Genomic DNA, 23,358 nt, shown 5'->3' on the forward strand with positions numbered 1-23,358 from the left:
CGCGCTCCCCTCATCCGTGCTCCAGCAGCAACACCGCGGAGCCGACCACGATACAACCAAGGCCGAAGAGCGCCGTCGCGATTTCGACAGCATTTTCCAAGCCGAAGAACCTGACGGCGGCGCTCCATGCGGCCGACAGGAGAATATCCACGATCGCGCTGAGCAAGGCTTGAAGCATAGCTATTGGTCGCGCCGGCGGCGCTGGGGTTCGGCGACGACGGTGGATTAAGTTTCGCCACAGCCGCCTCCCGTTAGACCGGGGCGATCGCACTTGAACATTCGGCAGAGGTCGTGAGCAGCGCCTCTCCCACACCGCCAATCAGCGTGGCGGCACCACGGGCACGCTCGGCCGCCCGGCGACGGCAGGCTTTCTCGTGAGGCTCCGCCTGATCCGGAAAAACAGCTCGACCGCGATATCGAAGATGGCCGTGGCATAGAAATCCATCACGACCTCTTCAGCGCGATCGCGCCGGCGCAGCCGCCGACCGCCAGGAGAACGAAGATCGGAGCGCTCAGATACCCGCCGCGCACAGCCTGCAGGCTGGCGAGAACAAGCAGGGCGATGATCGCGTATCGCATGACACACTCCTTTCGTCGGAGCGTGCCGATATCGGCGCGCCTGCGCCGTGACGGGCATCACGGTTGTCTGCAACGCGTTGAAGCCCGCAACCTTCGAAATCGCAGCCCCTACGGAATGTCGCCGGTCTTCCGGCTACTCCCAATCGAGACCGGCTTGTTCAGGAAATACTCGCGGTTGCCGGTTGCGGCTTCCGCGTATTGGTCGATCGCCACGATGATCGCCTGGACATGGGCATAGCACCACCCTTCCCGCGTCGCCCTGCGGCGCACGTCCTCGAGCGCGATCAGGAACGGCGACAGCTCTCTCTCGTCGTCGAACCATCGCCTGCTCACCACGTCCTCCCGCCGAGCACCCTGCCCTTGGCCGAGCGCGGCTCTGCCGCCTTCAGCGCGTCGCGCTCGGCGCAAAGAGTCTCGACCTTCGCCTCCATTCGCGACAGCAGCGCTTCAGCCGAGGCCGTGCCGATGCCGGCTCGCTGAAGCTGAAGGATCTCCTTCCTCTGCCTGCCCAGCTGGATACGCATCCGTTCGATCTCCCGCCTGAGATAGTCCAGGTCCGGCATTGTTCCGCCTCACGAATTTTGACTGTGGCTCATGAGAACAAAAACGGAACGAGAAGTCGAGTCCGACGTTGTACGGAGACGAAAAAGGAGACGAGCGATGGCCGAAAATACCCAGAAGGACCCGAAGGACTGGGTTTCCGGGGATGATCCGATGACCGGCGCCCAGGAATCCTACCTGAAGACCCTCGCCGAGCAGGCGCACGAGAGACCGCCCAAGGACGAGCTGACCAAGGCCGAGGCCTCGGAGCTGATCGACGAGATGCGGCAAAAGGCCGGGCTCGACGAGTGACGCCTCCAATTGCGGAAGCCGGGCCTCGTGTGTATGCAAACGAAATTGGGAATCGAAAATGCCTTATTTCGTTTGCGCCCGCGACGGAGCGGGCCAGATCATTTTGAAGAGAGACACCAGGGAAGCGGCCGAGAAGAAAGCCGCCGAGCTCCGCGACATGGGCTATTTCGAAGTCGAGATCGTCGCCAAGGGTGTCGAGAAGGCGGCCTGAAGGAACCGGCGCGCCGGCGGCCGAGTTGGTCGGGCATGACCAAGGAATCACTCCAGCATCAAGCCGATCGCGCCGAAGCTCTCGCCGCGCAAACTGCGGATGGCGAAATCAGAGAAGCTCTGTTGAAGGCTGCGGCGGAATACCGGGCGCAGCTTGAGAACGGTGACGGCGAAGCCGAAGCAGAGTGAGGCTCGGCCTCGGCGTTTCCTCACATCCCTATCCGGCTGCGCTCGCTCTCCTCGGCTTTTTGACGCCTTCGTCGACGCGGTGTGAGCAGTTGCACGCGCACGGCGCCCCCGCCCCGCACTGACACCCCAGCCGTTCGCTCCAGGCGCGATCGGGATGGTTTTCGCATACGAAGCCTATGCCGAAGCAGATGGGGCAATCAGACTTGGTCAAAACAGGTCGCCGGCGAACTTGATGACACTGACGATCAGGCCGGAGAGACATGCCGCGCTGCCGAGGTCGGCCAAATAAAGCAACGCGCGACGTTCGTCTTCACTGAGTTCTGCCAGCGCCTTTCGCATCTTCCGTCTCCATGGCCCCGATGAGCTCTTCATCATCGAGAACATTCAGCAGGTTGTTGATCTGTGAAGCAGAACGCGATCAGGAACGGCGCGTTCCTTTGCTCCATCCCTTGAAAAGGCTTGCGCACAACAACCCTTCGGAGGCGATGTCGCGATACGCGACATCATAGCTCGTTCTCCCACTTACGGGCGTCATCTGACAGACAGATCTAATTGAGCCATTGTCCCCGTCGTACAGTCGGTGACGCGCGACTCTTGCATCGGCAGCAAGCAGGTGTTGACGCCGCCCCGCCGGGAACAAGTGCGGCGAACTTGCATTCACGGATCGAGCAGTGCCGGCATCTCCCCTGCATGTCGGCGCTGACAGGCCAGCGGCCCCCCTGCTGCGGGCCTTGCATCTAGAAGGCTGTCATGAATGACCGCACAGGCAACGAACCCGCACCACTACTGCTTTTCGGCGCGGCCATTCTCCCCGTCATTGCGGTGCTGGCCTGGTTCGCGTTCTGACTCTCCTACAACGATATTCCGAATCCCTTGCGGAAGGTTTAGGCGGCCCGCCTTGCTGTTGCGTTATTTGCTGCTATTTGTTGCCCGTCTTGCCGAAATGGGCGGAATACCAACGTTCTGAGAAGGACAACAACCATGCGATACCTCCACACCATGCTGCGCGTGCGCAATCTCGATGTCGCGCTGAAATTCTATGTTGATGCTTTCGGGCTGAAGGAGGTGCGGCGGATCGAGAACGACAAGGGGCGGTTCACGCTCGTCTTCCTGTGCTCGTCCGATGATCTCGAGGCGCTGAAGAAGCAGCCGCAGACGCGCGGCGCGCCGCTGGTCGAACTGACCTGGAATTGGGACGAGGAGAAGTACGGCGAGGACCGCTTCTTCGGCCATCTCGCCTATGAGGTCGACGACATCTACGCCACGTGCGAGAAGCTGCAGAAGGCCGGCGTCACCATCAACCGGCCCCCGCGCGACGGCAACATGGCCTTCGTCCGCTCGCCGGACCTGCACTCGATCGAGCTGTTGCAGAAGGGCGAGCCGAAGCCGCCGCAGGAGCCGTGGGCCTCGATGCCCAACACCGGCCATTGGTAGGCTCGCGGGAAGGAACAAGCGCTTAGCCCCGGCGTTCACTCTCCGACAATGCGATTGGAGGAGGAATCCATGGGACGCGGAATTCTACTGTGGCTGTTGGGCGTGCCGATCCCGGTGATCATTCTGTTGTGGCTGTTCTTCGGCCGCTGAGCACAAGGTTCGACTTTGCAATGAAAGCTCCGCCGCGTGCGGAGCTTTTTGCATGAGAGGCGCGCGGCAATCGCGCGTCGCGCGCTTCAGGAAATTCCGCTATCACCCGCAAGCGAGAACGCCGCGGGAGACGCTTTCATGCCTGACACCAAGCTGACAATCTGGGGCCGCGCCAATTCGGTCAACGTGCAGAAAGTGCTGTGGTGCCTCACCGAACTCGGCCTCGCTTACGAGCGCATCGACGCCGGCATGAGCTATGGCAGGACGCGCGAGGCCGAGTATCTCGCCATGAACCCCAATGCGCGGATCCCGACGCTGGTCGAGGGCGACTTCGTGCTGTGGGAGTCCAATTCGATCATGCGCTATCTCTGCCTCGCGCATGGACGCGGCACGCCGATCTATCCCGAAGCGCCGAAGCAGCGCGCCTCGGTCGACCGCTGGCTCGACTGGACGCTGTCGACCGTGCAGCCGGTCGATCGCCCGGTGTTCTGGGGGATCGTGCGCACGGCGCCCGCCGAGCGCGACATGATCCAGGTGCAGCGCGATGCCGATATCGCTGCCGAGGTCTGGGCGATCGCCGACCGCCTGCTCTCCTCGCGCCGGTTCATGGAGGGCGATGCGTTCACGCTGGCCGACATCGCACTCGGCTCCTATGCGCGGCGCTGGCTCGGCGTCGAGGGCATCTCCCGGCCGGCGCAGCCGCATCTAACGCGCTGGCTCGCCGAGCTCGGCAAACGGCCCGGATTTGCACAACATGTCGCACCGCCGATGTCGTGAGCCGGCGGCGCGGCGTAAGCCGCTGTGACAATGCGATGAATCCGCATTTCGACGCGAGCGAGGAGCGTCAACCCGGCACTTGACGGCTACTGTGCATGGGGTTGTTTTCGCGTTTTCGTTTTTGGCCTAGCGCCAGCCGCGCTCGACCAGCAGCACGCAGGCGATCAGCACCAAGGTCACCGCAGCGATGGCCAGCCGCGCCGTCCAGCTGAAGCCGCGGCCGACCCACCACAGCAGCGCGCAATACATCAGGACGGGAACGAGGATGTCGAGGCGCAGCAGATCCGCCGGCATGGCCTTAGCGCCTGACGGTGGTGTCGATGCTGATCGAGCCGCCGATCTTCACGCAGGTGCCGGTGCCCTCGACCATGACGAAGCGCGGGCCATAAGAGGCGCAGGAGCCCGCCCTCGCCTTGCCGGCCGCGCCCTTCAGCGGTGCGGTGGTCGTGCCCGCTTGGGGCCGCTCGGCAGGCGGCAGACGCAGGGCCTCCGCAGCCGCGGCGGACGTGACGAGCAGCGAGATCAGGATGAGGAGCGGCGCGCGCATGGCGGCGTTCTAACCCGACCAGGCGCGACGCGCCATCGGGGCGGCGATGCCAGCGATCAGATGAACTTGATGCCTGCCGATTTGCCGCGGCGCCAGACCACCTGGCAGCTCCGCCCGGTGCGCGCATCGCGTGCGAAGGCGAGCCGGATCACGCCCGGGAGCTGGCTCGCATCGTCGTCCAGGGTGATCTTGGCACCCGAATCGGAGATGTCCTGGACCAGGCAATGCCGCGCGGCGAAGCCGCCGTCGAGCGTGATCCAGGCGTGCTGCGACAGCAGCTTGCGGGCTGCGCGCTTTTTCGGCGGTGGCATTGGCGAGAGATCTCCCCTTCCAGCGCTACTCACGGAACCCTAAGAAACCGTTGAAATCGCCTCCTGATCATCCCCCGGCCGAGGCTATCCACCGGAGCCAAAAGAGCGGCCCGAACGGCTTGCCCGGAGGCAGAAAGGCCACTATACGTTCGCCCGCTGCAAACTGCCGGGCCTTGTTCGGCCGGCCAGCGGCCCTGCCGGGAACAACGGCAAGGCCCTGAGTTTGCTCCCTTCGTCTATCGGTTAGGACGCCACCCTTTCACGGTGGAGAGAGCGGTTCGATTCCGCTAGGGAGCGCCATTGCGCAAGGCGGCGGCCATTAGCCGTCGGCATTCCGCCGCCCCCCATGAACCTGTCCGCCGCTCGCCAGCGACCAATGTCCGTTGGAACCGGTTGGGCCCATGGCACAGCGCTACCCCGAGATTGAAGGTTCGTCCGGCGTGTCCGCAATGACGCCGGGCCTTCCGCCGTGGCTGAGCCATCCCCGCCCGCACCCATCGGGCCGCCGCGCCAAGATGCTGGAGCACATGGCGCGCGCCAGATCGCTTCCGCAGCGCCAGGCCGGAGTCGCATCAGTGCCGCTGCCATCTGGCGATGGCATTGCGAACGTTTTCGGCGATGTCCTCGGCCATGCGATCCTGTTCGGCATCATCGCTCTGCTTGTCCAGTCGCCCATTCCTCTTTATCTCGGGGCGTTCATCTTCCTGAACGACGATGGGCGCATCGAGCGCACGCTGGCAGCGCTCGGTATCCGGCTCGAGCCCGAAACGATCGGCGCAGACATCATCAAGCGCTTCCCATTCTGGTTCGGGTTTTTTGCGTTGCTTGGCATTTTGAAAGGCGCCGGCCCCGCCTGGCTCGCGCCATGGATGCCTCCAGCGGAGCCGTGGTCTTCCCTCGCAGCGATTGGTCTGCTGCTTGCGGTCGTCGAAGCGTCTTCGGCGCTCGCGATGCGGCGTGCTTTGCCGCTTGTGGGAATGGAGATCAGCCCGAGCGGCTTGACCTGGGCGACGATTCAGTTCGCCCTCGCAGTCGTCGCGCTGGCCTTGCTGGTGCAGTCGGGATTTCTGTAGTCGCCGCGCTGCGCGGTAACAACGCACTCAATGACGACGTTGTGAGCGGAGCTTGCGGCAAAACGGGTCGTTATGCCGCGCTTTCCGCTGCATGGAGCCGGCGCGCGTTAACCGGAAATTTACCCCCGCTTTTGAGCGCCGGTATCATTTGCTTAGAATTTGATCGCTACCGTGGAATTACGGAATCGATCCCGAACATCATTGGTCCCCCATGTCCGTCGCAGAGTTCCTCAGGCAGCGTGCAGTGGACGTCACCGTGAACGGCAGCTACTCGCTGCCGCGCTGGTATGATTGCGAGGGCAAGCTGCGCAGCTTCGCCTGCCGCACCAAGCGCGTCTCGCCCTTCCGCATGATCGTGGACGTGCCTGTTGTCGGCAAGGTCGGCGAGCGCCTGACCTCCTACTTCCAGGATTTCGGCGAATTCCAGTGCACGATCAGCGCGACGCTGAAATCAGGCTTCCTGATGGAGCTCGACATGACGCGGGCGCGGCGCGCCTGGATGTCGGAAAAGCTCACCTGGCTCGAGAAGAAGCAGAAGGACGAGAGCGTCCAGGAGTTGCGGCGCGACGCCCGCTTCGTTCCCCAGGTCTCCCACACCTTCCTGACGCTCGCCGATGGCAGCACCCATCCGTGCTTCATCATCGACGTCTCGACGGCGGGGGTCGCGATCTCCTGCGAGTACGACCCACCGGTCGGAACCCCGCTTGCCGTCGGCGCCTGCGTGGGCCGGGTCATCCGCAAATTCGACCACGGCTTCGCGGTCAAATTCGCCGAGAAGCAGCCGCGGGAGGACCTGGTCCGCCTCGTCGTGCGCTCGCCGTTGAGGCAATCGGCCTGAACCGGACCGGCCAATCTTAACTCTTTCTTAACTAAATGCTGGAGGCGGCGCCCCTCGCGCGATAGGGTGTGGCCCAGTACGTCCGCAATCACTGCGGGCCCTCGAGCTACCGGAAGTCTGGAATGTCCATCGCTGATGCCGAGTTCGTCCCGGCAGAGACCACGCAGACCGCACCCACCGCGGCCAAGCCGCAGCTTCCACCGGGCGTCGTCACTGAGGGACCGCTCGTGCAAGCCAAACTGCGCGAGAGCTATCTCCTCCTCGGCATCCTCTATGTCGGCGCTGTCGCCGGCATCTTCTGGGCCATCACGCAAGGCATCGGCAAGGTCGAGCTCTTTACGTTCGCCTGGATGTTCGCGCTGACGACGTTCGGCATCGGCGCCGGCATGCATCGCCTGTTCGTCCATCGCAGCTTCCGCACCGGCCCGATCATGCGCGTGTTCTTCTGCGCCATCGCCCAAATGGCGGTGCAGGGCTCGATCGCCAAATGGGTCGCCAACCATCGCCGCCATCATCTCTATGCCGACGATGTCGGCGATCCCCACAGCCCGCAATTCGACGGCTTCGGCAATCGCTATGTCAGCGCGCTCAAAGGCTTCCTGCACGCCCAGGGCAGCTGGGTGTTCGACCAGGCGACCACCGACAACGAATACTATGCCAAGGACATCCTCGCCGACCCGATCGCGATGTTCTTCGTGCGCACGCGCTGGGTCTGGTACGGGATGTCGGCGGTCTTCATCCCCGGCGTGATCGGCTACACCTTCGGCGGCGTGCACACCATGATCGGCTGCGTGCTGTTCTCCGGCCTGCTCCGCGCTTATCTGCTGATCCTCACCAGCCAGCTCACCGGCTCGGTCTGCCACGCCTATGGCTATCGCCGCTTCGAAGTCGACGATGCCTCGACCAACGAGTTCGTCACCACGATCCTTACCTTTGGCGAGGGCCTGCACAACAACCATCACCGCTTCCCGCGGGACGCTTACATCTCGCACGCCTGGTGGGAGATCGATCTCAACGGCCTGATCATCCTGGGCCTGGAAAAGATCGGCCTCGTCCACGACGTCTTCCACGCCTCGCACCGTCAACTGGAGCGGGCGGCGGAAGCAGAGGCGGCCTCGACGGCGCGCTGAACCGGCAGGCGGCCGGCCATCCTCTGGCCGTCCCGCCTCCCCATCGCCGCCCTATCGCGGCCCCATTGCGGGATCAGCTTTTGACGGTCCGCGCCACGCGCCGGACGTCATGTGCGGACCTGCGATCGGGGGACCGGATGGCAGTCGACAAGATCACCGTTGATAAGACCACGATCGATAAGATCACGGTCGATAAAATCACCTGGGACAGGGTCGGCCGGGTCACCGAGCCCGGACGCTACATGTACACCTTCGGCTGGCTCACCATTACCGCCGGTGATCTGGAGATCTGGAAGCTCTACCCCCAGGCCGCGTTCACGCTGCTGGCGCAACCGGGAGGCCCGGACGCAACCCCGGGCGAGGAATTCCATCTCGGCGCCTTCGACGTCGCCCCGGGCGGGCCGCCGCCGTTCACCACCCACTGACGACGAAAAGCGCCGCTCGTTGCGGGAACGCAGGGCGTGGCCGTTGCTTTATCACCGCGATGATACACATCCCCGCCGTCGATCAGGCCTTCCTGCTGTTGCTCATCGTGCTCTGCCTCGGCACGTGCCTCGTGCGCGTCTTCTGGGAGCTGGAACAGGCGCGGACGCGCCGGATCGCCTCGCCGCCCCGCGGGGACTCACGACGCCACTAGCCGACCTGCCCGGCCATGCCCACCTGATGACCTCTCCCGCCGGGCGCTCCACCAGGAGTGGCGGAGACAGCTGCGCAGTGAATCAAAGAATTCTGCGCATATCATTGATCCGACTTATCAATCACGCTCCATCCGGTCGGCGAAGCCGTTGCCATGGCTGACGAACTGGTTCTGTGATGCAATTGATTACGCTTGTATTCTACAGCCCGGCGGGCGACGGCAGATGAACGGAAGCTGTCGCGCGCGTTAAGTGAGCCGACAGCAAGCGCATGACACATGGTCGCATCGGTGAATGTAGATAAGCGGACCAAGGGAACCTATTTTCGGCGCCGATGTACCTGATTGAAGCATTGCCCACCGTCATCGGAACTGCTGCCATCGCCCCGGCGCTGCTGATGCTGTGGCTTGTCATCGCCGCTGAAGAGCGCCCCGGCCCGCCCGCTCAGGTCTGGACCGCATTCCTGTTGGGTGCGGCCAGCATCTCGCTGCTGGGCCTCGCCCGCGCCCCCTTCGCCAAGATGGTCGCGGCGCCCGACGACCCCTGGGCGGCGCTCGCCATGCATTCGATCTTCGGCGTCGCGCTCCCCGAGGAAGCCGTCAAGGTGATCGCCATCGTGGTGATCTCCTCGACCAAGCGGCGGACCTTTGCCAACCCGATGGACACCGTGGTCTATGGCGCCGCGGTCGGCCTCGGCTTCGCGGCTTACGAGAACCTGGCCTATCTGGTCCAGCACGCCGAGATGTGGCGCTCGCTGGCCGCCTTGCGCAGCGTGCTGACCGTGCCGTTCCACGGCGCGCTCGGCATCATCGCGGGCGCCTACCTGACGATCGCGCGCGCCGGCACGGCGCTGGGCGCGAACCGCCATCATCGTGACTGGGCTCGCCTCTCCAGCCGCCTTCTGATGCTCGCCGGCCCGCTCGCGCTGCATTCGGCCTTCGACTTTCCGCTGCTGACCTTGCAACGAATGCCCGACCTCGATCCGACGCTGCGGATGTGGCTGGGCGCCGCGAGCCTGCTGATCGGCTTCAGCTCGATCGCCTTCGCGATCCGCCTGGTCCGGCGCGTCGCCCGCCACCATGCACCTCGGACCGACATCGCGCGGGAGCGCCTCAGCCAGCTCCGCCGGATGTGGGCGCTGCTGCTGGCCGGCGGCGGCGTCGGGTTCCTCGGGCTCGCCTTCGTGCTGACCTCGATCCATCACTGGCTGATCAACCCCGAACGCAACCTGACGCTGGCCCTGATCCCGATCGGCTTCGTCTCGATCCTGCTCGGCCTCGCGCTTCTGGTTGTCACAAGCGCGATCTACATTCTCGGCCGCAACCGCATCCGCACCAGCGCGGAAGGCTTTTCGTCGGCGCCCGGGGGCGGTTGATCCACCGCATGGCGAGCGCGCCGCGCGCGTACTACATTGAGCACAGCCCATACGATCTGGAGCCTGCCGATGACATCGCCTGAGGATTTTTCACGGCTGCAATCCGCCATGAACCAGACGGTCAAGGCGCATTGGAAGGCCTTCCTGTTCGAAGGCATCCTGCTCGCCGTTCTCGGCGTCGCGGCACTGATCCTGCCGCCGCTCGCCAGCCTTGCGATCGCGATCTTCCTGGGCTGGATGTTCCTGATCAGCGGCATCGGTGGGCTGATCGTGACCTATTGGGCACGCAGCACGCCGGGCTTCTGGTGGTCGCTGATCTCCGCTGCGCTCGCCGTGCTCGCCGGCCTGCTGCTGCTGGCCCGGCCGATGCAAGCCGTGCTGACGCTCACCATCGTGCTTGGCGCCTATTTCCTCGCCGAGGGCGTCGCCACCATCATGTATGCGCTGGAGCACCGCCGCGAGCCGGGCAGCCGCTGGTCGTGGCTGCTGATCTCGGGCCTCATCGACATCGCGATCTCGTTCATGGTGATCACAGGGCTGCCGAGCTCCGCGGAATGGGCCATCGGCATCCTCGTCGGTATCAATTTGCTGTTCGGCGGCGCCAGCCTGATCGGCATGGCGATGGCGGCACGCAATAGCAACACCTGAGGCGCCTCGTCGCTTGCTGCTCCGATTGGGGGGTGACAAGGTGGCAATGGCGCGCTATATGGCCCGGCATGATCACCGTCGCCACCAGCTATTTTTGGTACTTTAGCTACGACAGCTCGCTGGCGGCAGGAGGATCGCGCTCAATCTGAAATATTGCAGCAAACGTCCGAACAAGCCGCCAGACCTGGCGGCTTTTTTATTGGCCGGCAGGTTCGAAACAAACAGGAGCCCGCCGTGCTGAGCACGACCGACGATCTTCGCATCCGCGAACTGAAAGAACTGAGCACCCCGGACGAGGTGATGCGGGAGGTCCCGCGCACGCTCACCGCCACCCGTGTGGTGATGGCCGCGCGCAACGCCATCCACGCCATCCTGAGCAACCAGGACGACCGCCTTCTGGTCGTCGTCGGCCCCTGCTCGGTGCATGATCCCAGGGCCGCGCTCGACTACGCCGAGCGCCTTGCAAAGCTGCGCGAGGATCTCGCCGATCAGCTCGAGATCGTGATGCGGGTCTATTTCGAGAAGCCGCGCACCACGGTCGGCTGGAAGGGCCTGATCAACGATCCCGATCTCGACGGCAGCTTCGACATCAACAAGGGCCTGCGGCTGGCGCGCAACGTGCTGTCGGCCGTGAACAATCTCGGCCTGCCCGCCGGCGCAGAGTTTCTGGACATGACGACGCCGCAATACATCGCCGACCTCGTGTCCTGGGCCGCAATCGGCGCGCGCACGACCGAGAGCCAGATTCATCGCGAGCTGGCTTCCGGCCTGTCGTGCCCGGTCGGCTTCAAGAACGGCACCGACGGCAACGTACGGATCGCAGCGGACGCGGTGAAGTCGGCCTCGCATCCGCATCATTTCATGGCCGTGACAAAACTCGGCCGCTCCGCGATCGCCTCGACCGCGGGCAACGAGGATTGCCACATCATCCTGCGCGGCGGCAGCAAGCCGAACTACGACGCGGCAAGCGTCGCAGCGGCCTGCAACGAGCTGGCGAAATCGGGCGTCGCACCGCTGGTGATGGTGGATGCGAGCCATGCCAATTCGAGCAAGAAGCCGGAGAACCAGCCGTTGGTCATGGCCGACATTGCCGGCCAGATCGCCGGCGGTGAGAACCGCATCATGGGCGTGATGATCGAGAGCAATCTCGTTGCCGGCCGCCAGGACGTCGTGCCGGGCAAGCCGCTCGTCTACGGCCAGAGCATCACCGACGGCTGCATCGACTGGCCGACCACGGCGACTGTCCTCGAGCAACTCGCCGACGCGGTCGAGGTCCGCCGCAACACCCGCCGCGCCGGATTGCACGAGCGGTCAGCGTAAGGTCCGCGCAAATGCGGGCGGGGCGAGTCGTGGCGCCCTGCCCGCAAATATTATGGATCAGCAGCCGCGGCAGATGCTCTTGATCTTCTTGTCGAGCGCCTGATTTTCCTTGCTGAGCGGATCGTTCGGATCGGTCACATTCTTCTCGCTCGGCACGTCCGAGACGCGCGGCTGGCGATGGCCCACGGGAGCCTGCGGCAGAGATCCGGAGCTCGCACCGCCCGACGTCGATCCCTTGGTGCCGGTCTGCGCAGCCGCTGCGCCGCCGAGCAAGACCACGAGCGATGCTGCCAGCATGATCTTCTTCATGTCCGATCCTCCATTCTCAAGCCGGCGCTTCTCACCGCTCAGGCGGATAGAGATGAACGTCGCCACAATAGTCCACGATACGATAGCGCGTTTCGGCTCCCGCTTCACCCGCGCCGGGTGCGGTATTTTGTGCCGCCGATATGTAGCTCGGCCCCACCGGCGATTTGCCGGCGCCGCCGGGAATGTCGATGACATAGTCCGGCTGACACAGTCCTGACACCCGCCCACGCAACTGCCGCATCAAATCCTGTCCCGCCGCCAGCGTCGTGCGCAGATGCGCGGTGCCCGGCGCGAGATCGCCGTGATGCAGATAATAGGGCTTGATCCGGCACTCGACGAAAGCGCGCATCAAATCCGACAGGGCGGCGATGTCGTCATTGACCCCGCGCAACAGCACGGACTGGCTCACCAGCGGAATTCCGGCATCGACAAGCCGCGCGCAGGCGGCGCGCGCCGGCCCCGCCAGTTCGCGCGCGTGATTGGCATGCACGGCCAGCCAGGTGGTCGCGCCGTCGACCTTGAGCGCCGCAACCAGCTCGTGGCTGATGCGGGCGGGATCGGCCACGGGCACGCGGGTGTGAAGGCGGATAACCTTGACGTGATCGATGGCCGCGAGGTCGGCCATGATCTCGCCCATCCGGCGCGGCGACAGCATCAGGGGATCGCCGCCGGTCAAGATCACTTCCCAGATCTCGCCATGAGACCGGATGTATTCGATCGCCGCGCGATAGGCGTCATCCGAGAGCGCGCTTTCCTTGCCGGGCCCCACCATCTCGCGGCGGAAGCAGAAGCGGCAATAGACCGCGCAGACGTGAACGAGCTTGAACAACACGCGATCGGGATAGCGATGCACGATGCCGGGAACCGGCGAGTGCGGATGATCGCCGATCGGATCGGCGTTTTCGCCCGGCTGCATCTCGAGTTCGGCAGCGGTCGGCACGAACTGGCGGGCGATGGGGTCGTCCGGATCGGATGTGTCGATCAGTTCGACCAACGCCGGCGTGATCGCGACCGCATAGCGCGCGGCCACCCGCTCGAGCGCGGGCAGCTCAGCGGCCGGAGCAAGATGCTCGGCCACGAGTTCGGCCGGCTCACGCAAGGTTCGTGCAAGATTGCTGTTCGTCATCTCTCGCTTGACGTTTCATTTGCAGGCGGCGTCCAAACCACCTGATCAATTCGCGATGCGCCGCTCGCCAGCATCACCAGCCGGTCGAAGCCGAGCGCAACACCGCTCGCCTCCGGCATGGCCGCAAGCGCGGCCAGAAAGTCCTCATCCAGCGGATAGGCTTCGCTGTAGCGGCGCTGCTTCTCAATCATCGACTCCGTGAAGCGTTTGCGCTGCTCCTCGGCATCGGTCAGTTCCCCAAAGCCGTTGGCGAGCTCGACACCGCACGCATAGACCTCGAAGCGCTCGGCAACCCTGGGATCCCCAGCCTTCGCCCGCGCCAGCGCCGCCTCTGGAGATGGGTATTCGAACAGGATGGTCAAACGGCCCTGCCCTAGCTGCGGCTCGACATGCTCGACCAAAACCTTGCTGAAGATGTCGGACCAGGTGTCGTCCCCGGCGATTCGGACCTTCCCGGCGGCCGCCCCGGCGAGCGCGGCACGGTTACCCTCGCTGCCCGAAATTGTCGACAGCAGATCGATGCCGGCGAACCGCTCGAAGGCCCCTGCAACCGTCAGAAGCTCCGGCTCGGCGAAGGGATCGGCGGTCCTGCCCCGGAACGCGAAAGTCCCGATCCCGGTCGCCTGCGCGGCGCGGGCGATGACCACCACGGTGTCGGCCATGATGGCGTCATAGGGAGCGCCTGCCCGATACCATTCCAGCATGGTGAATTCGGGCAGATGCAGATCGCCGCGCTCGCGGTCCCGGAACACCCGGGCGAGCTCGAAGATCCGGCTCTCGCCCGCCGCCAGCAGCTTCTTGCAGGCGAATTCGGGCGAGGTCCGCAGGTAACGGGTGGCGCGGCGGCCATCCGGCCGCATCAGCTCGGTTCGGGGGGCGTGCAGATGGGTCTCATTGCCCGGAGAGACCTGGAGAACCGAGGTTTCGACCTCGACGAAGCCCTGCTCGGCGAAAAAGTCCCGTATTGCGCCGGTAATGGCCCCCCTTGCCCTCAGGAAGGGCCGCCGGTCGAGGTGACGGTCGGGCGACCAGAACGGTGAGATGGGCTTGTCCCCAGCCATTAACCGACCACCCCGCGGGCGAGCAAAACGCTGGCATCTAACGGCAAAATCAGTATGTTGCGGCCCGAAACGGGCGCCGAGGTCCGATTTGAGGCCCCAAGTCCCCCATCGATTTGACCATGTCCTGGCCGGTGCCGGGCCAAGCAAGCAGGAAATATAGCTTTGAGAGTCATCGCCAGTTCTATTCGCAAAGGCAACGTGATCGAGCAAGACGGCAAGCTCTATGTCGTCGTGAGCGCCGAAAACATCCACCCCGGCAAGGGCACCCCGGTCAGCCAGATCGAAATGCGCCGAATCTCGGACGGGGTAAAGATCTCCGAGCGCTACAAGACCACCGACCAGGTCGAAAAGGCCACCATCGAAGAGCGCAACTACACGTTCCTGTATGAAGATGGCGACGGCTACCACTTCATGAACCCGGAAACCTACGACCAGGTCCAGGTCTCCAAGGACGTCGTCGGCGACGCGGCCGCGTATCTTCAACCGGACATGACCGTCAAGCTGTCGACCCACGACGTCAACGTGGTCTCGCTAGCGCTGCCGCAGCGCGTGACGCTGGAAGTGGTCGAGACCGAGCCGGTGACCAAGGGCCAGACCGCCTCCTCTTCCTACAAGCCCGCGGTGCTCTCCAACGGCATCCGCACCGCCGTGCCGCCGCACATCTCGGTCGGCACCCGCATCGTGGTGATGACCGAAGACGGCTCCTATTCCGAGCGCGCCAAGGACTGACGGGGAACAGAAGGGTCGCAACAGGTGGCGCCGGGGGGCGAGACAGTGCTTGGGAAGGGTTTCCGCTTCGTCTCGCACCTTCTGGCGTCGCTTTCGCTCCTCATGGCCACCCCGCTCGCTGCGAATGAATTCCGCAGCCCCTCGCTCACGGCTCTGCGCGTCGACTGGCGCGCAGCGCTCGACCAGCTCCGTACCGAGATCAACAGCCGCCCACGGGTCGCGGACGACTTCATCTTCGCGCCTCGCCGTTCGGTACCGCGCTACGATCCGCGCGCGACGCCCGCATTGGTGCAGCTCAACGCGGTCTCCTCGCGCTTCTTCACCGGCATCACCCGCAGTCCCGTGCCCGTGCTGCTGCCGTTCGACGCCGCCACCTACCTCGAGGCGCAGCGCAGCGGCGCGCCGGCGATGCTCGCGCTCTCGCGCTACCAGGCGGACTTCAATCCCGTCGACATGTTCGATGCAGGCCCCGCCGGCTACAGCGCGACCTTCTCGCTGGAGCCCGGCGCCGGTGACGGCATGCCGGCGCGCGTGTTCGCACGGCCGGTCGAAGTGCAGATCACGGGCTCGGCGCTGGTCTACGACATAGCCGATCCCTCGGGCGGCAAGGGCGAGCCGGTCAAGCCGCTCGCGACGCTCTACCCGGACCTGCGCAGGTTCATCCGGGAGGGCTATGTGCGCTACGCCTTCACCCGTTTCGGCGTCGCCTATGTCGTGTCGATCCAGTGTCTCGACAGCGTGGCCAAGCCGCGGCGGCTCGCCTGCAAGGAGGCCTATCCCGTTGCCGAACGATTCCTGAAGGCCCTGCGTGTCGCCGGCGGCCAGCGGATGCGGCCATTGACGGATATTGCCTCCAACATCCTCGATCGTCCGGCGGAGCGTTCACCGGACTTCAGCTACCGGCCGAGCGGCGACATCATCCCGAACACCGGCTATCGCAAGCAGGGCGGCCACCCAGACGCGATGGCCTATGCCCAGATCCGCTTTCCCCTCGAAAAGGCGCCCGCCTTCGTGCGCTCGCAATCCTACGGCAAGCGCGACAAGAGCGATGGCCCGACCGCCTATCCCTGGCGCGACAATTTCTGCGAGTCACGCAGTTTCGAGGTGTGGCAATGTGGCGGAGGCTACGGCCATCAGGGCGAGGACATCCGCGCCGCGGACTGCCCGCCCCCCGGCGACGGCCGTGAACCCTGCGATCCCAAGCAGCGCGGCGTCGTCGCCGTGCGCGACGCCATCGTGATCCGCGCAGCCAAGGACCAGGCCGCGACGCTTCAAGTCAACAGCCGCACCGAGCACATCCGCTTCCGCTACATGCACATGAACCCGCACGCGATGAACGCCGACGGCGTGCTCAACGGCCGCATCGTCACCGAAGGCGAGAAGATCGGCGTGATCTCCAACTATCTCGACCATCCCGCCGGAACGTCGATGCACCTGCATTTCGATGTGCAGGTGTTCACACGCGACGGCTGGATCTGGGTCAGCCCCTACGTCACCCTGGTCTCCGCCTATGAACGCCTGATCCATGCCCGCGGCCGCGAGGTTGGTCCTGAGATCGCGGTCACGTCACAGCCGGTCGCCCATGCGCTGCCCGAGGATGTGCTCAAGCCGGACCTGCGCGAGGGATCGAGCGGCGAGGAGAACTGACGGCGTGCTCGTTCGTTGCCGGAGCGTGCAAGAGCATCTTGTCGCGCGCTCCGCCCGCTCGAACGAAGAAGGAAAGGTTGATGAGTGTCGGACTGATCGGTCTTCTCGATGATATCGTAGCGATTGCAAAGGTTGCAGCAGCTTCGCTCGACGATGTGGCGAGCCAGGCTGCCAAGGCAGGCACCAAGGCGGCCGGCGTGGTGATCGACGATGCGGCCGTCACGCCGAACTACGTCATCGGTTTCGCCTCGAAACGCGAACTGCCGATCGTCGGCAAGATCGCGGTCGGATCGCTGCGCAACAAGCTGCTGATCCTGCTCCCCATCGCCCTGTTGCTCGGCTATTTCCTTCCCGCCGCGGTCACGCCGCTGCTCATGCTGGGCGGATCCTTTCTCTGCTACGAGGGCGCCGAAAAGGTGCTCGAAGCCGTGATGCCGCATCATGCGCACGACCACGAAGCCCAGCTTCAGCCGATCGCGCTTAATACCCGGTCGGTCGAGGATGAGAAGGTCGCGAGCGCCATCAAGACCGACTTCATCCTGTCGGCGGAGATCATGGCGATCACGCTGGCGGCCCTTCCGGCGGGCAACATCTGGACGCAGGCGCTGGTCCTGGCGCTGGTCGGCTTCGCGATCACGGTCGGGGTCTACGGCGTGGTGGCCCTGATCGTGAAGGCCGACGATGCCGGCCTGGCTCTTGCGCGCTATGAGGGCGCCTCAGTGCCTGGCGGCGCGATCCGCTTGCTTGGACGCGCGCTCGTTCGCGGCATGCCCACTTTCCTGACGGTGCTGAGCACCATCGGCACGGCCGCGATGATCTGGGTCGGCGGCGGCATCATCCTGCACGGCATCGAAAAATACGGCCCGCCCGCGGTCGGCCGCATGGTCCATGCCGCAACCGAGGCTGCCGCGCACACTCTTCCATCGGTCGCCGGCATCGTCGAATGGTCGGTCGAAGCCGCCATTTCAGGTGTGCTCGGACTGCTTGTGGGCGCACTTGCGATTCCGGCAGTCCAATATGGTCTCTCACCTGCCTGGAAGCGGTTGAGGCGATCGCGGCCGGCCTGACTGGTCACTCCAAGAACGTCGTGAGTTGCGCACCCTCATCCGCTACGAACACCGCGATCAATTCCGCCGGCTCGGTCAAGCTGGCATTAGCGGAGACCAGGTGCGTCGCGCCCGGCGGCTCGAAGAAGGACTGGCCGACGCCGAAGGTCTCGACCGGGCCGCCGCCGAGCTGGGAGCGGATCTCGCCCTTGGTGATGTAAGCCGTCACCGAGCCTGCGTGGCGGTGCGGCCGCGAAAACCCGCCGGGCCCGTAGGAGACGCGCACGATGGTGACGCGCTTGCCCGGAACGTTAGGCAGCGCGTATGAGCCGATCGGCTCGACCTTGTCGAGCGGCGAGCCCTCCGCGGCGCTGGCGCAGAGTGGGGCCAATGCGCCCGAGACCGCGTCCATCGTCACCGGAAGCGCTTTGCCGATCGCCAGCGCGCAGGCGAGCCCCGCGACGACGGCGAACACTGTTGAGCGTGACGGCGCCGGGCGTTGCACGGCAGAGAAACTCAGGGCTGTCATCGTGACCTCCTCGCGTGCTGTTCAGGATGCCGCAGCATTCGCGGCCACCGGCCGCGACGCCGGCGTCCAACGGAATGCGGCACCAAAACGGTTCCAGACGTTGATCGAGGCGACTGCCGAGGTCAGGTACATCAGCTCGGTCTGTGAGAACTCACGGGTAGCATCCGTGTAGACCTCCTCGCTGACGCCCTCGGGCAGCAAGGTCAACGCCTCCGCCCAGGCCAGCGCTGCACGCTCGCGCGCGGAGAAGATCGGCGCCTCGCGCCAGACCGCGACCAGATGAAGCTTGTCGACGGGAACGCCAATCCGCTCCGACAGCAGGACGTGGTGCTGCACGCAGAAGGCGCAGCCGTTGATCTGAGAGGCGCGCAGCTTGACGAGTTCGACGAGCTGCTTGTCCAGGCCGGCCTTGGTTGCGAGCTGACCGAGCGCGAGCACCACATCGTAGACGTCGGGCGCGATCTGCTTGAAATCCTCGTATTCGCTGCGGGCATGTGACATTTGCGATTCACCTCGTCTTATTGTAAGTGTCCTTATATCTTATAAGAGCTCTGATATGCCGCGCAAGACTGCCGCCGCTACAAGATCGAAAATTGCCCGCAAGCTGCCCGAGCCCGCCGACGACGGCGCGATACGTGTCCCCGCGCCCGGCGAAGGCAAGCGCGGCGAGGAAGGCTATCTCGGCTATCTCTTGCGCCAGGCCCACGCCGCGGTTCGGCTGACGATGGAACGGACCCTCGCCGATCTCGGCGTGACCTCGCCGCAATTCGCGGTGCTGACGATGCTGAACGCTTATCCTGGGCTGTCAGGCGCCGACGTCGCGCGCCTCACCTTCCTGACGCCGCAGACCGTCGGCGTCATCATCCGCAATCTCGAACGTGACGGCGCGATCGTGATGACGCCGCATCCCGTTCACGGGCGCATCCAGCAATGGACGCTGACGCCGCGCGGGGCGACGCTTTTGAAGGCGTGCCGGCAGCGTGTCATCGAATTGGAGAAGCGCCTTGCTCGGGATCTGGATATGAAAGCGGAGACTGCAATCCGGCGCTGGCTCACCGGCATCGCGACCGAGCTGCAAGGGGATTAGAAGCCCTGAACCCCGCCGCTTGCGACCGCAGGACTCTACCCGCCTTTCAGCACATCCTTCACCTCGCCGTCGGGCCAGGCTTCGCCTGCGGCGATCACCCGCACGCGGGTGTTATCGGCAGCACTGACCAGCACATGCGAACTCACCCGGTCGCCGCTCGGCTCCAGGTGCAGCTCCGTTTCGGGCTTCCAGCTCAGCGTCGTCGCGAGATCGCCGGGAAAGATCTGCCATTGCGATCCGTCGTCGAGCTCGACGACGTGGCTTTCCGCATGGGCGCGTATCTTCATTCCACCCCGAATTGCCATTGAGCGGCTAGCGTGCGGAAGGCGGGCCCCGGACCTACCGGGGCCCTGTTCCGTCAGTCGTTGTCGTGATGAATCACGGTCTTGCTGCGATTGCCGAATTCATCCTGCTTCTTGATCACCGTGGTGCGTTCAGAGGGCTCGCGCTCCCTGATGACGGTGGTGCGGTCGCGATCACGGTCTCGCTCGCGGTACTCATGGGACTGACCAACCGTCACGCCGGCGCCGACCGGGCCGACATGAACGCCGACTTCATCCGCGAACACGGGCGTCGCAACGGCGGTGACCAGGGCGGCGGCAAACAGATATTTCCTCATATTCTCCTCCTCATCTCGTGCGGAAGGAATGCGGGACTGCGACAGTTTGTTCCGACGGAACGAGCAATCGAGGCGACACCGAATCTGCATCGCTGTTCCAGGAACCGACTCACACGGACCGTGTTTCCGGCTAGAATGTGCCAATGAAACACGCTGATTCCTCGCCCCGTCAAACCCGCCGCGCGCTTCTGAAATCCACGCTGGGCGCGACCGCCCTGCTCGCATTCCCCGCGAGCGTTCGCGCTGCGCCTCCGGGATTCGAGGAATGGCGCGAGAGCTTTCGCGCACGCGCCATGGCGAAGGGCATTTCCGCCGCGACCTGGCAGCGCGCGATGGGGCGGGTCGAGCCCGACATGAGCGTGTTCAAGCAGATGCGCAACCAGCCCGAATTCCACGAGCAGGTCTGGCAATACATCAATCGCCGCGTCTCCGATTGGCGCATCATCAACGGCAAGATCGCGCTGAAGAACAACGAGGCGCTGCTCGCCCGCGTCGAGCGCGATTTCGGCGTCGAGCGTGGCACATTGCTGGCACTGTGGGGCGTCGAGTCCGCCTATGGCGATCCCCTCGTGCAGCAGAACCACATGACGCCGGTGTTTCCCTCGCTCGCCGCGCTCGCCTGGAACGAGCCGCGCCGCAAGGCCTATTGGGAAACCGAGCTGATCAACGCGCTGCGCATCGTCGACAAGGGCTGGAGCACGCCCGAGGAGATGAAGGGCTCATGGGCCGGCGCGATGGGGCATTCGCAATGGATGCCGGAGGTCTGGCTCAATGTCGGCATCGACTATGACGGCGATGGCAAGGTGTCGCCCTTCGGCAAGCCCGACGACGCGCTGGGCTCCACCGCAAAATATCTCGTCAATCGCGGCAAATGGCATCGCGGCGAACATTGGGGCTATGAGGTGCGCGCGGCCGGCAATATGAGCGGAAGCCGAACCTATGCGGCTTGGCAGGCGGCCGGCGTCACCCGTGCCGACGGCCAGCCTTTCCCGCAGCCGAACGCATCCGCGCAGATGTGGACGCCCGTTGCGGGCGGGCCGACGTTTCTGCTTGGACCGAATTTCTACTCGGTGAAGAGCTACAACCCTTCCATGAATTACGCGCTGGCGATCTGCCATCTCGGCGACCGCTGCCTCGGCGCGCCGCCCTTCATCCATCCATTCCCCGGCTCCGAGCGCGCACTGACGCTTGCCGAGGTGCAGGAGATGCAGACGCGCCTGACCAAAGCCGGATTCGACACCGGCGGCACCGACGGCCGCGTCGGCAACGACACCATGAAGGCGATCAAGGATTTCCAGCAGCGCGCGGGGATCACGCCGGCGGATGGCTATGGCGGACTGAAGGTGCTCGCGAAGCTGCGGCAGGGGTCGTAGGCCGACGCCCTCTCCCGCGTCATTCCGGGCTCGCGCTTCGCGCGCCCCGGAATGATAGTTTGCCTCAATGCCGGTACTGCGGCTCCTCGGCATCCAGCTGCCGGCGGATCGCTGCGAGATGCAGACGCGCGGATTCGCTGTCGCCCTCGCGCATCTGCCTGTAGGTTTCCGCAGCGATCGTCGGGTCCACCGGCAGCACTTTCCGTCCCGTCGACATTGCCAGCACCTGCACTTCGGCGGCGCGTTCGAGGTAGTAGAGATCGTCCCAGGCTTCCGCGATGGTCGGGGCCAGCACCATCACGCCGTGATGCTTCATGAAAACGATATCGGCGTCACCCACGGCCGAGGCGATCCGCGCGCCCTCGCGGTTGTCGAGTGCGAGGCCGTTATAGTCGCGGTCCACTGCCGTCCGGCCATAGAATTTCAGCGCGGTCTGGCCGGCCCAGATCAAGGGATCGCCCTCGGTCATCGACAGCGCCGTGGCATAGGGCATGTGAGTATGGAACGCGACTTTCGCGCGCGGGAGCAACCTGTGCATCTCGGCATGGATGAAGAACGCGGTCGCCTCGGGCACGCCCTCGCCATCGAGCACGTTGCCGTGAAAGTCGCAGATCAGGAGCTTCGACGCGGTCAACTCGCGAAAGGCGTAGCCATAGGGGTTGACGAGGAACAGATCATCATGACCGGGCACCACGGCCGAGAAGTGGTTGCAGATGCCCTCCTCAAAACCGTTGCGCGCCGCCATGCGGAAGCAGGCAGCCAGATCCTCGCGCGCGGTGCGGATCGCATCGGTGGCGAGGTCCGGCCGGTTGGAGCGGAATGGCGCGGGTGAGGACGCGTGAAGGCTATGCGCCATGGCGAAGGACACCTCTGTCGGACGGGAGCTATCCGCGTTGTACAGCGGCCGCGCCGGCGCGTCAGCCCCTGCGCGTGCCACCCTGCCCTGCGCGGCTCAGGCTCGCCGCGGCACGCCCCCGGCGTTCATGCCGCCGTCGATCACGAGCTCGCTGCCGGTGACGTAGCGCGAGGCATCGGAGGCCAGATACAGCACGCCGGAGGCGATCTCCGCGGCCTGCCCGGCGCGGCCGAGCGGCGTTGCGACCTTGGCCCGCTCGTCCGGATCGATCGGCGCGTTCTGCCCGGCCCCGGTCGCCCCCGTCGGGATCTTGCCCCAGATCGGGGTGTCGATGATCCCTGGGTGAACCGAGTTGACACGGATGCCGTCGCCCGCCGCCGCGCATTCCATCGCAATCGACTTGGCGAACAGCCGCACGCCACCCTTGGTCGCCGAATAGGCCGACAACCCGGGCGCGCCGCGCAGGCCCGCCAGCGAAGACATCATGACGATCGAGCCGCCGCCATGCTTGCGCATCAGGGGCAGGCAGTGCTTCACCGAGAGAAAGACACCGTCGAGATTGATCGCGTTCTGCTTGCGCCAGTCAGCGAGCGTCATGTCGACGATCGAGGGCACGGCAATGCCGATGCCGGCATTGGAGACCATGATATCGAGCCGGCCGTAGCGCTTGGCGACCTCGTTGACGATTTCGATCCAGCGCTCCTCGCTGGTGACATCCTGCGCCAGGAAGATCGCCTTGCCGCCGGCTTTCGTCACGCGCTTGGCGAGGTCGGGCCCGCGCAGCTCGTCGATGTCGGTGATGACGACGGTGGCGCCCTCGCGCGCGAACAGCTCGACGATGGCTTCACCGATGCCCGAGGCCCCGCCCGTCACCAGCGCGACCTTGCCCTCAACCTGCCCTGCCATGT

At 64.9% G+C, this 23,358-nt stretch carries 35 protein-coding genes and 1 tRNA gene; 18 read left to right on the forward strand and 18 right to left on the reverse strand.

Annotation, left to right across the window (positions count from 1 at the left end):
* Positions 1–10: 10 nt before the first annotated feature.
* From RPS27_RS25605 to RPS27_RS25625, 5 genes are all read right to left on the reverse strand, one after another.
* Complete coding sequence (locus RPS27_RS25605) at positions 11–178, reverse strand: hypothetical protein (RefSeq protein WP_212066435.1); 168 nt, start codon at positions 176–178, stop codon at positions 11–13.
* 141 nt (positions 179–319) lie between these two features.
* Entirely contained in the window at positions 320–445 is a 126-nt protein-coding gene (locus RPS27_RS25610; protein WP_259210422.1) for a hypothetical protein, read from the reverse strand.
* Positions 445–579, reverse strand: coding sequence for a hypothetical protein (locus RPS27_RS25615; protein ID WP_283818361.1), 135 nt, complete (start codon positions 577–579; stop codon positions 445–447). Before RPS27_RS25615 ends, RPS27_RS25610 begins: the two co-directional genes overlap by 1 nt.
* A 108-nt stretch (positions 580–687) precedes the next feature.
* Positions 688–912 (reverse strand): hypothetical protein, encoded by a 225-nt coding sequence (locus RPS27_RS25620; protein ID WP_194402190.1) that lies wholly within the window; start codon positions 910–912, stop codon positions 688–690.
* Positions 909–1,142 carry a hypothetical protein gene (locus RPS27_RS25625; RefSeq protein ID WP_194402191.1) on the reverse strand — a complete coding sequence of 78 codons (234 nt, stop codon included), beginning with the start codon at positions 1,140–1,142 and terminating at the stop codon, positions 909–911. The genes RPS27_RS25620 and RPS27_RS25625 overlap by 4 nt, the downstream gene beginning before the upstream one ends.
* Positions 1,143–1,239: 97 nt before the next feature.
* On the opposite strand from RPS27_RS25625, the gene RPS27_RS25630 reads away from it, so the two are divergent.
* The 3 genes from RPS27_RS25630 to RPS27_RS25640 are packed head-to-tail and all read left to right on the forward strand — an operon-like array spanning position 1,240 to position 1,830.
* Complete coding sequence (locus tag RPS27_RS25630; protein ID WP_212066433.1) at positions 1,240–1,431, forward strand: DUF3072 domain-containing protein; 192 nt, start codon at positions 1,240–1,242, stop codon at positions 1,429–1,431.
* A 58-nt stretch (positions 1,432–1,489) separates the two neighbouring features.
* Positions 1,490–1,642, forward strand: coding sequence for a hypothetical protein (locus RPS27_RS25635; RefSeq protein ID WP_165935832.1), 153 nt, complete (start codon positions 1,490–1,492; stop codon positions 1,640–1,642).
* 35 nt (positions 1,643–1,677) lie between these two features.
* Positions 1,678–1,830, forward strand: coding sequence for a hypothetical protein (locus tag RPS27_RS25640; protein WP_211417139.1), 153 nt, complete (start codon positions 1,678–1,680; stop codon positions 1,828–1,830).
* A 207-nt stretch (positions 1,831–2,037) separates the two neighbouring features.
* Here the strand turns inward: RPS27_RS25640 and RPS27_RS25645 are convergent, their stop codons facing one another.
* Positions 2,038–2,169: a hypothetical protein gene (locus RPS27_RS25645; protein ID WP_259210424.1), complete on the reverse strand. Its 132-nt coding sequence runs from the start codon at positions 2,167–2,169 to the stop codon at positions 2,038–2,040.
* Positions 2,170–2,811: 642 nt separating this feature from the next.
* Between RPS27_RS25645 and RPS27_RS25650 the strand changes: the two genes are divergently transcribed.
* Both RPS27_RS25650 and RPS27_RS25655 read left to right on the forward strand, forming a co-directional pair.
* Positions 2,812–3,264 (forward strand): VOC family protein, encoded by a 453-nt coding sequence (locus RPS27_RS25650; RefSeq protein ID WP_106950805.1) that lies wholly within the window; start codon positions 2,812–2,814, stop codon positions 3,262–3,264.
* 288 nt (positions 3,265–3,552) lie between these two features.
* A complete protein-coding gene (locus RPS27_RS25655) occupies positions 3,553–4,191 on the forward strand; it encodes a glutathione S-transferase family protein (protein ID WP_212066431.1) in 639 nt (212 codons plus the stop codon).
* Positions 4,192–4,317: 126 nt separating this feature from the next.
* On the opposite strand, the gene RPS27_RS25660 is transcribed toward RPS27_RS25655, so the two are convergent.
* Genes RPS27_RS25660 through RPS27_RS25670 form a run of 3 tightly spaced genes read right to left on the reverse strand, consistent with a single transcriptional unit; the run spans position 4,318 to position 5,049 of the window.
* Positions 4,318–4,485: a hypothetical protein gene (locus tag RPS27_RS25660; protein ID WP_313754700.1), complete on the reverse strand. Its 168-nt coding sequence runs from the start codon at positions 4,483–4,485 to the stop codon at positions 4,318–4,320.
* 4 nt (positions 4,486–4,489) lie between these two features.
* Positions 4,490–4,738, reverse strand: coding sequence for a hypothetical protein (locus tag RPS27_RS25665; RefSeq protein ID WP_212066427.1), 249 nt, complete (start codon positions 4,736–4,738; stop codon positions 4,490–4,492).
* Positions 4,739–4,794: 56 nt separating this feature from the next.
* Positions 4,795–5,049 carry a PilZ domain-containing protein gene (locus RPS27_RS25670; RefSeq protein WP_194402200.1) on the reverse strand — a complete coding sequence of 85 codons (255 nt, stop codon included), beginning with the start codon at positions 5,047–5,049 and terminating at the stop codon, positions 4,795–4,797.
* 225 nt (positions 5,050–5,274) lie between these two features.
* On the opposite strand from RPS27_RS25670, the gene RPS27_RS25675 reads away from it, so the two are divergent.
* From RPS27_RS25675 to RPS27_RS25710, 8 genes are all read left to right on the forward strand, one after another.
* A tRNA-Glu gene (locus RPS27_RS25675) sits at positions 5,275–5,349 on the forward strand.
* Between the two features lie 101 nt (positions 5,350–5,450).
* Positions 5,451–6,122, forward strand: a complete 672-nt coding sequence (locus RPS27_RS25680) for a hypothetical protein (RefSeq protein ID WP_249131680.1) — start codon at positions 5,451–5,453, stop codon at positions 6,120–6,122.
* 211 nt (positions 6,123–6,333) lie between these two features.
* Positions 6,334–6,960 (forward strand): PilZ domain-containing protein, encoded by a 627-nt coding sequence (locus RPS27_RS25685; RefSeq protein WP_212066425.1) that lies wholly within the window; start codon positions 6,334–6,336, stop codon positions 6,958–6,960.
* Positions 6,961–7,082: 122 nt separating this feature from the next.
* Positions 7,083–8,090 (forward strand): acyl-CoA desaturase, encoded by a 1,008-nt coding sequence (locus RPS27_RS25690; RefSeq protein ID WP_212066423.1) that lies wholly within the window; start codon positions 7,083–7,085, stop codon positions 8,088–8,090.
* 137 nt (positions 8,091–8,227) lie between these two features.
* Positions 8,228–8,515 (forward strand): hypothetical protein, encoded by a 288-nt coding sequence (locus tag RPS27_RS25695; protein WP_212066421.1) that lies wholly within the window; start codon positions 8,228–8,230, stop codon positions 8,513–8,515.
* A 544-nt stretch (positions 8,516–9,059) separates the two neighbouring features.
* Entirely contained in the window at positions 9,060–10,100 is a 1,041-nt protein-coding gene (locus RPS27_RS25700; RefSeq protein ID WP_194402204.1) for a PrsW family glutamic-type intramembrane protease, read from the forward strand.
* Between the two features lie 69 nt (positions 10,101–10,169).
* Positions 10,170–10,748, forward strand: coding sequence for an HdeD family acid-resistance protein (locus RPS27_RS25705; protein WP_211417145.1), 579 nt, complete (start codon positions 10,170–10,172; stop codon positions 10,746–10,748).
* A 234-nt stretch (positions 10,749–10,982) separates the two neighbouring features.
* The gene (locus RPS27_RS25710; protein ID WP_194402206.1) at positions 10,983–12,068 is read left to right on the forward strand and encodes a 3-deoxy-7-phosphoheptulonate synthase; all 1,086 of its coding nucleotides are present in this window, start codon (positions 10,983–10,985) and stop codon (positions 12,066–12,068) included.
* Between the two features lie 57 nt (positions 12,069–12,125).
* Here RPS27_RS25710 and RPS27_RS25715 read toward each other — a convergent pair whose 3' ends face one another.
* From RPS27_RS25715 to epmA, 3 genes are read right to left on the reverse strand one after another with little or no spacing between them, the layout of a single operon-like run.
* A complete protein-coding gene (locus RPS27_RS25715; RefSeq protein WP_211417146.1) occupies positions 12,126–12,377 on the reverse strand; it encodes a hypothetical protein in 252 nt (83 codons plus the stop codon).
* Between the two features lie 31 nt (positions 12,378–12,408).
* Positions 12,409–13,503 (reverse strand): lysine-2,3-aminomutase-like protein, encoded by a 1,095-nt coding sequence (locus RPS27_RS25720; protein ID WP_212066419.1) that lies wholly within the window; start codon positions 13,501–13,503, stop codon positions 12,409–12,411.
* Positions 13,500–14,564, reverse strand: a complete 1,065-nt coding sequence (epmA, locus tag RPS27_RS25725) for an EF-P lysine aminoacylase EpmA (RefSeq protein ID WP_212066417.1) — start codon at positions 14,562–14,564, stop codon at positions 13,500–13,502. Before epmA ends, RPS27_RS25720 begins: the two co-directional genes overlap by 4 nt.
* 162 nt (positions 14,565–14,726) lie before the next feature.
* On the opposite strand from epmA, the gene efp reads away from it, so the two are divergent.
* From efp to RPS27_RS25740, 3 genes are all read left to right on the forward strand, one after another.
* Positions 14,727–15,293, forward strand: a complete 567-nt coding sequence (gene efp / locus RPS27_RS25730; protein ID WP_194402209.1) for an elongation factor P — start codon at positions 14,727–14,729, stop codon at positions 15,291–15,293.
* A 24-nt stretch (positions 15,294–15,317) separates the two neighbouring features.
* On the forward strand, positions 15,318–16,940 hold the full coding sequence (locus RPS27_RS25735; RefSeq protein WP_212066415.1) for a M23 family peptidase: 1,623 nt from the start codon (positions 15,318–15,320) through the stop codon (positions 16,938–16,940).
* Between the two features lie 80 nt (positions 16,941–17,020).
* Positions 17,021–18,007, forward strand: coding sequence for a DUF808 domain-containing protein (locus RPS27_RS25740; protein WP_212066413.1), 987 nt, complete (start codon positions 17,021–17,023; stop codon positions 18,005–18,007).
* 4 nt (positions 18,008–18,011) lie between these two features.
* On the opposite strand, the gene RPS27_RS25745 is transcribed toward RPS27_RS25740, so the two are convergent.
* Both RPS27_RS25745 and RPS27_RS25750 read right to left on the reverse strand, forming a co-directional pair.
* Positions 18,012–18,515 (reverse strand): cupin domain-containing protein, encoded by a 504-nt coding sequence (locus RPS27_RS25745; protein WP_211417151.1) that lies wholly within the window; start codon positions 18,513–18,515, stop codon positions 18,012–18,014.
* A 21-nt stretch (positions 18,516–18,536) separates the two neighbouring features.
* Positions 18,537–19,016 (reverse strand): carboxymuconolactone decarboxylase family protein, encoded by a 480-nt coding sequence (locus RPS27_RS25750; protein ID WP_212066412.1) that lies wholly within the window; start codon positions 19,014–19,016, stop codon positions 18,537–18,539.
* Positions 19,017–19,071: 55 nt separating this feature from the next.
* On the opposite strand from RPS27_RS25750, the gene RPS27_RS25755 reads away from it, so the two are divergent.
* Positions 19,072–19,602 (forward strand): MarR family winged helix-turn-helix transcriptional regulator, encoded by a 531-nt coding sequence (locus tag RPS27_RS25755; RefSeq protein WP_212066410.1) that lies wholly within the window; start codon positions 19,072–19,074, stop codon positions 19,600–19,602.
* 35 nt (positions 19,603–19,637) lie between these two features.
* Here RPS27_RS25755 and RPS27_RS25760 read toward each other — a convergent pair whose 3' ends face one another.
* Entirely contained in the window at positions 19,638–19,889 is a 252-nt protein-coding gene (locus RPS27_RS25760) for a hypothetical protein (RefSeq protein WP_212066408.1), read from the reverse strand.
* A 71-nt stretch (positions 19,890–19,960) separates the two neighbouring features.
* A complete protein-coding gene (locus tag RPS27_RS25765) occupies positions 19,961–20,221 on the reverse strand; it encodes a hypothetical protein (RefSeq protein ID WP_194402216.1) in 261 nt (86 codons plus the stop codon).
* A 143-nt stretch (positions 20,222–20,364) separates the two neighbouring features.
* Between RPS27_RS25765 and RPS27_RS25770 the strand changes: the two genes are divergently transcribed.
* On the forward strand, positions 20,365–21,594 hold the full coding sequence (locus RPS27_RS25770) for a lytic murein transglycosylase (RefSeq protein ID WP_212066406.1): 1,230 nt from the start codon (positions 20,365–20,367) through the stop codon (positions 21,592–21,594).
* Positions 21,595–21,658: 64 nt separating this feature from the next.
* Here RPS27_RS25770 and RPS27_RS25775 read toward each other — a convergent pair whose 3' ends face one another.
* The gene (locus tag RPS27_RS25775; RefSeq protein WP_313754701.1) at positions 21,659–22,450 is read right to left on the reverse strand and encodes an aldolase; all 792 of its coding nucleotides are present in this window, start codon (positions 22,448–22,450) and stop codon (positions 21,659–21,661) included.
* 96 nt (positions 22,451–22,546) lie between these two features.
* Positions 22,547–23,356 (reverse strand): SDR family NAD(P)-dependent oxidoreductase, encoded by an 810-nt coding sequence (locus RPS27_RS25780; RefSeq protein ID WP_212066402.1) that lies wholly within the window; start codon positions 23,354–23,356, stop codon positions 22,547–22,549.
* Positions 23,357–23,358: the final 2 nt, after the last annotated feature.

Origin of the sequence: Bradyrhizobium sp. WYCCWR 12699 (assembly GCF_032144035.1) — a bacterium.
Taxonomy (GTDB): domain Bacteria; phylum Pseudomonadota; class Alphaproteobacteria; order Rhizobiales; family Xanthobacteraceae; genus Bradyrhizobium.

What these genes read in the sequence shown, in the direction of transcription:
- RPS27_RS25610 (WP_259210422.1), bottom strand. Translation starts at nt 445, where the DNA reads ATGGATTTCTATGCCACGGCCATCTTCGATATCGCGGTCGAGCTGTTT.
- RPS27_RS25660 (WP_313754700.1), bottom strand. Translation starts at nt 4,485, where the DNA reads ATGCCGGCGGATCTGCTGCGCCTCGACATCCTCGTTCCCGTCCTGATG.
- RPS27_RS25755 (WP_212066410.1), top strand. Translation starts at nt 19,072, where the DNA reads ATGCCGCGCAAGACTGCCGCCGCTACAAGATCGAAAATTGCCCGCAAG.
- RPS27_RS25630 (WP_212066433.1), top strand. Translation starts at nt 1,240, where the DNA reads ATGGCCGAAAATACCCAGAAGGACCCGAAGGACTGGGTTTCCGGGGAT.
- RPS27_RS25670 (WP_194402200.1), bottom strand. Translation starts at nt 5,049, where the DNA reads ATGCCACCGCCGAAAAAGCGCGCAGCCCGCAAGCTGCTGTCGCAGCAC.
- RPS27_RS25720 (WP_212066419.1), bottom strand. Translation starts at nt 13,503, where the DNA reads ATGACGAACAGCAATCTTGCACGAACCTTGCGTGAGCCGGCCGAACTC.
- RPS27_RS25680 (WP_249131680.1), top strand. Translation starts at nt 5,451, where the DNA reads ATGGCACAGCGCTACCCCGAGATTGAAGGTTCGTCCGGCGTGTCCGCA.
- RPS27_RS25705 (WP_211417145.1), top strand. Translation starts at nt 10,170, where the DNA reads ATGACATCGCCTGAGGATTTTTCACGGCTGCAATCCGCCATGAACCAG.
- RPS27_RS25760 (WP_212066408.1), bottom strand. Translation starts at nt 19,889, where the DNA reads ATGAAGATACGCGCCCATGCGGAAAGCCACGTCGTCGAGCTCGACGAC.
- RPS27_RS25625 (WP_194402191.1), bottom strand. Translation starts at nt 1,142, where the DNA reads ATGCCGGACCTGGACTATCTCAGGCGGGAGATCGAACGGATGCGTATC.
- RPS27_RS25775 (WP_313754701.1), bottom strand. Translation starts at nt 22,450, where the DNA reads ATGGCGCATAGCCTTCACGCGTCCTCACCCGCGCCATTCCGCTCCAAC.
- RPS27_RS25640 (WP_211417139.1), top strand. Translation starts at nt 1,678, where the DNA reads ATGACCAAGGAATCACTCCAGCATCAAGCCGATCGCGCCGAAGCTCTC.
- RPS27_RS25770 (WP_212066406.1), top strand. Translation starts at nt 20,365, where the DNA reads ATGAAACACGCTGATTCCTCGCCCCGTCAAACCCGCCGCGCGCTTCTG.
- RPS27_RS25745 (WP_211417151.1), bottom strand. Translation starts at nt 18,515, where the DNA reads ATGACAGCCCTGAGTTTCTCTGCCGTGCAACGCCCGGCGCCGTCACGC.
- RPS27_RS25655 (WP_212066431.1), top strand. Translation starts at nt 3,553, where the DNA reads ATGCCTGACACCAAGCTGACAATCTGGGGCCGCGCCAATTCGGTCAAC.
- RPS27_RS25715 (WP_211417146.1), bottom strand. Translation starts at nt 12,377, where the DNA reads ATGAAGAAGATCATGCTGGCAGCATCGCTCGTGGTCTTGCTCGGCGGC.
- RPS27_RS25695 (WP_212066421.1), top strand. Translation starts at nt 8,228, where the DNA reads ATGGCAGTCGACAAGATCACCGTTGATAAGACCACGATCGATAAGATC.
- RPS27_RS25605 (WP_212066435.1), bottom strand. Translation starts at nt 178, where the DNA reads ATGCTTCAAGCCTTGCTCAGCGCGATCGTGGATATTCTCCTGTCGGCC.
- epmA (WP_212066417.1), bottom strand. Translation starts at nt 14,564, where the DNA reads ATGGCTGGGGACAAGCCCATCTCACCGTTCTGGTCGCCCGACCGTCAC.
- RPS27_RS25780 (WP_212066402.1), bottom strand. Translation starts at nt 23,356, where the DNA reads ATGGCAGGGCAGGTTGAGGGCAAGGTCGCGCTGGTGACGGGCGGGGCC.
- RPS27_RS25635 (WP_165935832.1), top strand. Translation starts at nt 1,490, where the DNA reads ATGCCTTATTTCGTTTGCGCCCGCGACGGAGCGGGCCAGATCATTTTG.
- RPS27_RS25750 (WP_212066412.1), bottom strand. Translation starts at nt 19,016, where the DNA reads ATGTCACATGCCCGCAGCGAATACGAGGATTTCAAGCAGATCGCGCCC.
- RPS27_RS25665 (WP_212066427.1), bottom strand. Translation starts at nt 4,738, where the DNA reads ATGCGCGCGCCGCTCCTCATCCTGATCTCGCTGCTCGTCACGTCCGCC.
- RPS27_RS25690 (WP_212066423.1), top strand. Translation starts at nt 7,083, where the DNA reads ATGTCCATCGCTGATGCCGAGTTCGTCCCGGCAGAGACCACGCAGACC.
- RPS27_RS25765 (WP_194402216.1), bottom strand. Translation starts at nt 20,221, where the DNA reads ATGAGGAAATATCTGTTTGCCGCCGCCCTGGTCACCGCCGTTGCGACG.
- RPS27_RS25700 (WP_194402204.1), top strand. Translation starts at nt 9,060, where the DNA reads ATGTACCTGATTGAAGCATTGCCCACCGTCATCGGAACTGCTGCCATC.
- RPS27_RS25615 (WP_283818361.1), bottom strand. Translation starts at nt 579, where the DNA reads ATGCGATACGCGATCATCGCCCTGCTTGTTCTCGCCAGCCTGCAGGCT.
- RPS27_RS25685 (WP_212066425.1), top strand. Translation starts at nt 6,334, where the DNA reads ATGTCCGTCGCAGAGTTCCTCAGGCAGCGTGCAGTGGACGTCACCGTG.
- RPS27_RS25740 (WP_212066413.1), top strand. Translation starts at nt 17,021, where the DNA reads ATGAGTGTCGGACTGATCGGTCTTCTCGATGATATCGTAGCGATTGCA.
- RPS27_RS25645 (WP_259210424.1), bottom strand. Translation starts at nt 2,169, where the DNA reads ATGCGAAAGGCGCTGGCAGAACTCAGTGAAGACGAACGTCGCGCGTTG.
- RPS27_RS25650 (WP_106950805.1), top strand. Translation starts at nt 2,812, where the DNA reads ATGCGATACCTCCACACCATGCTGCGCGTGCGCAATCTCGATGTCGCG.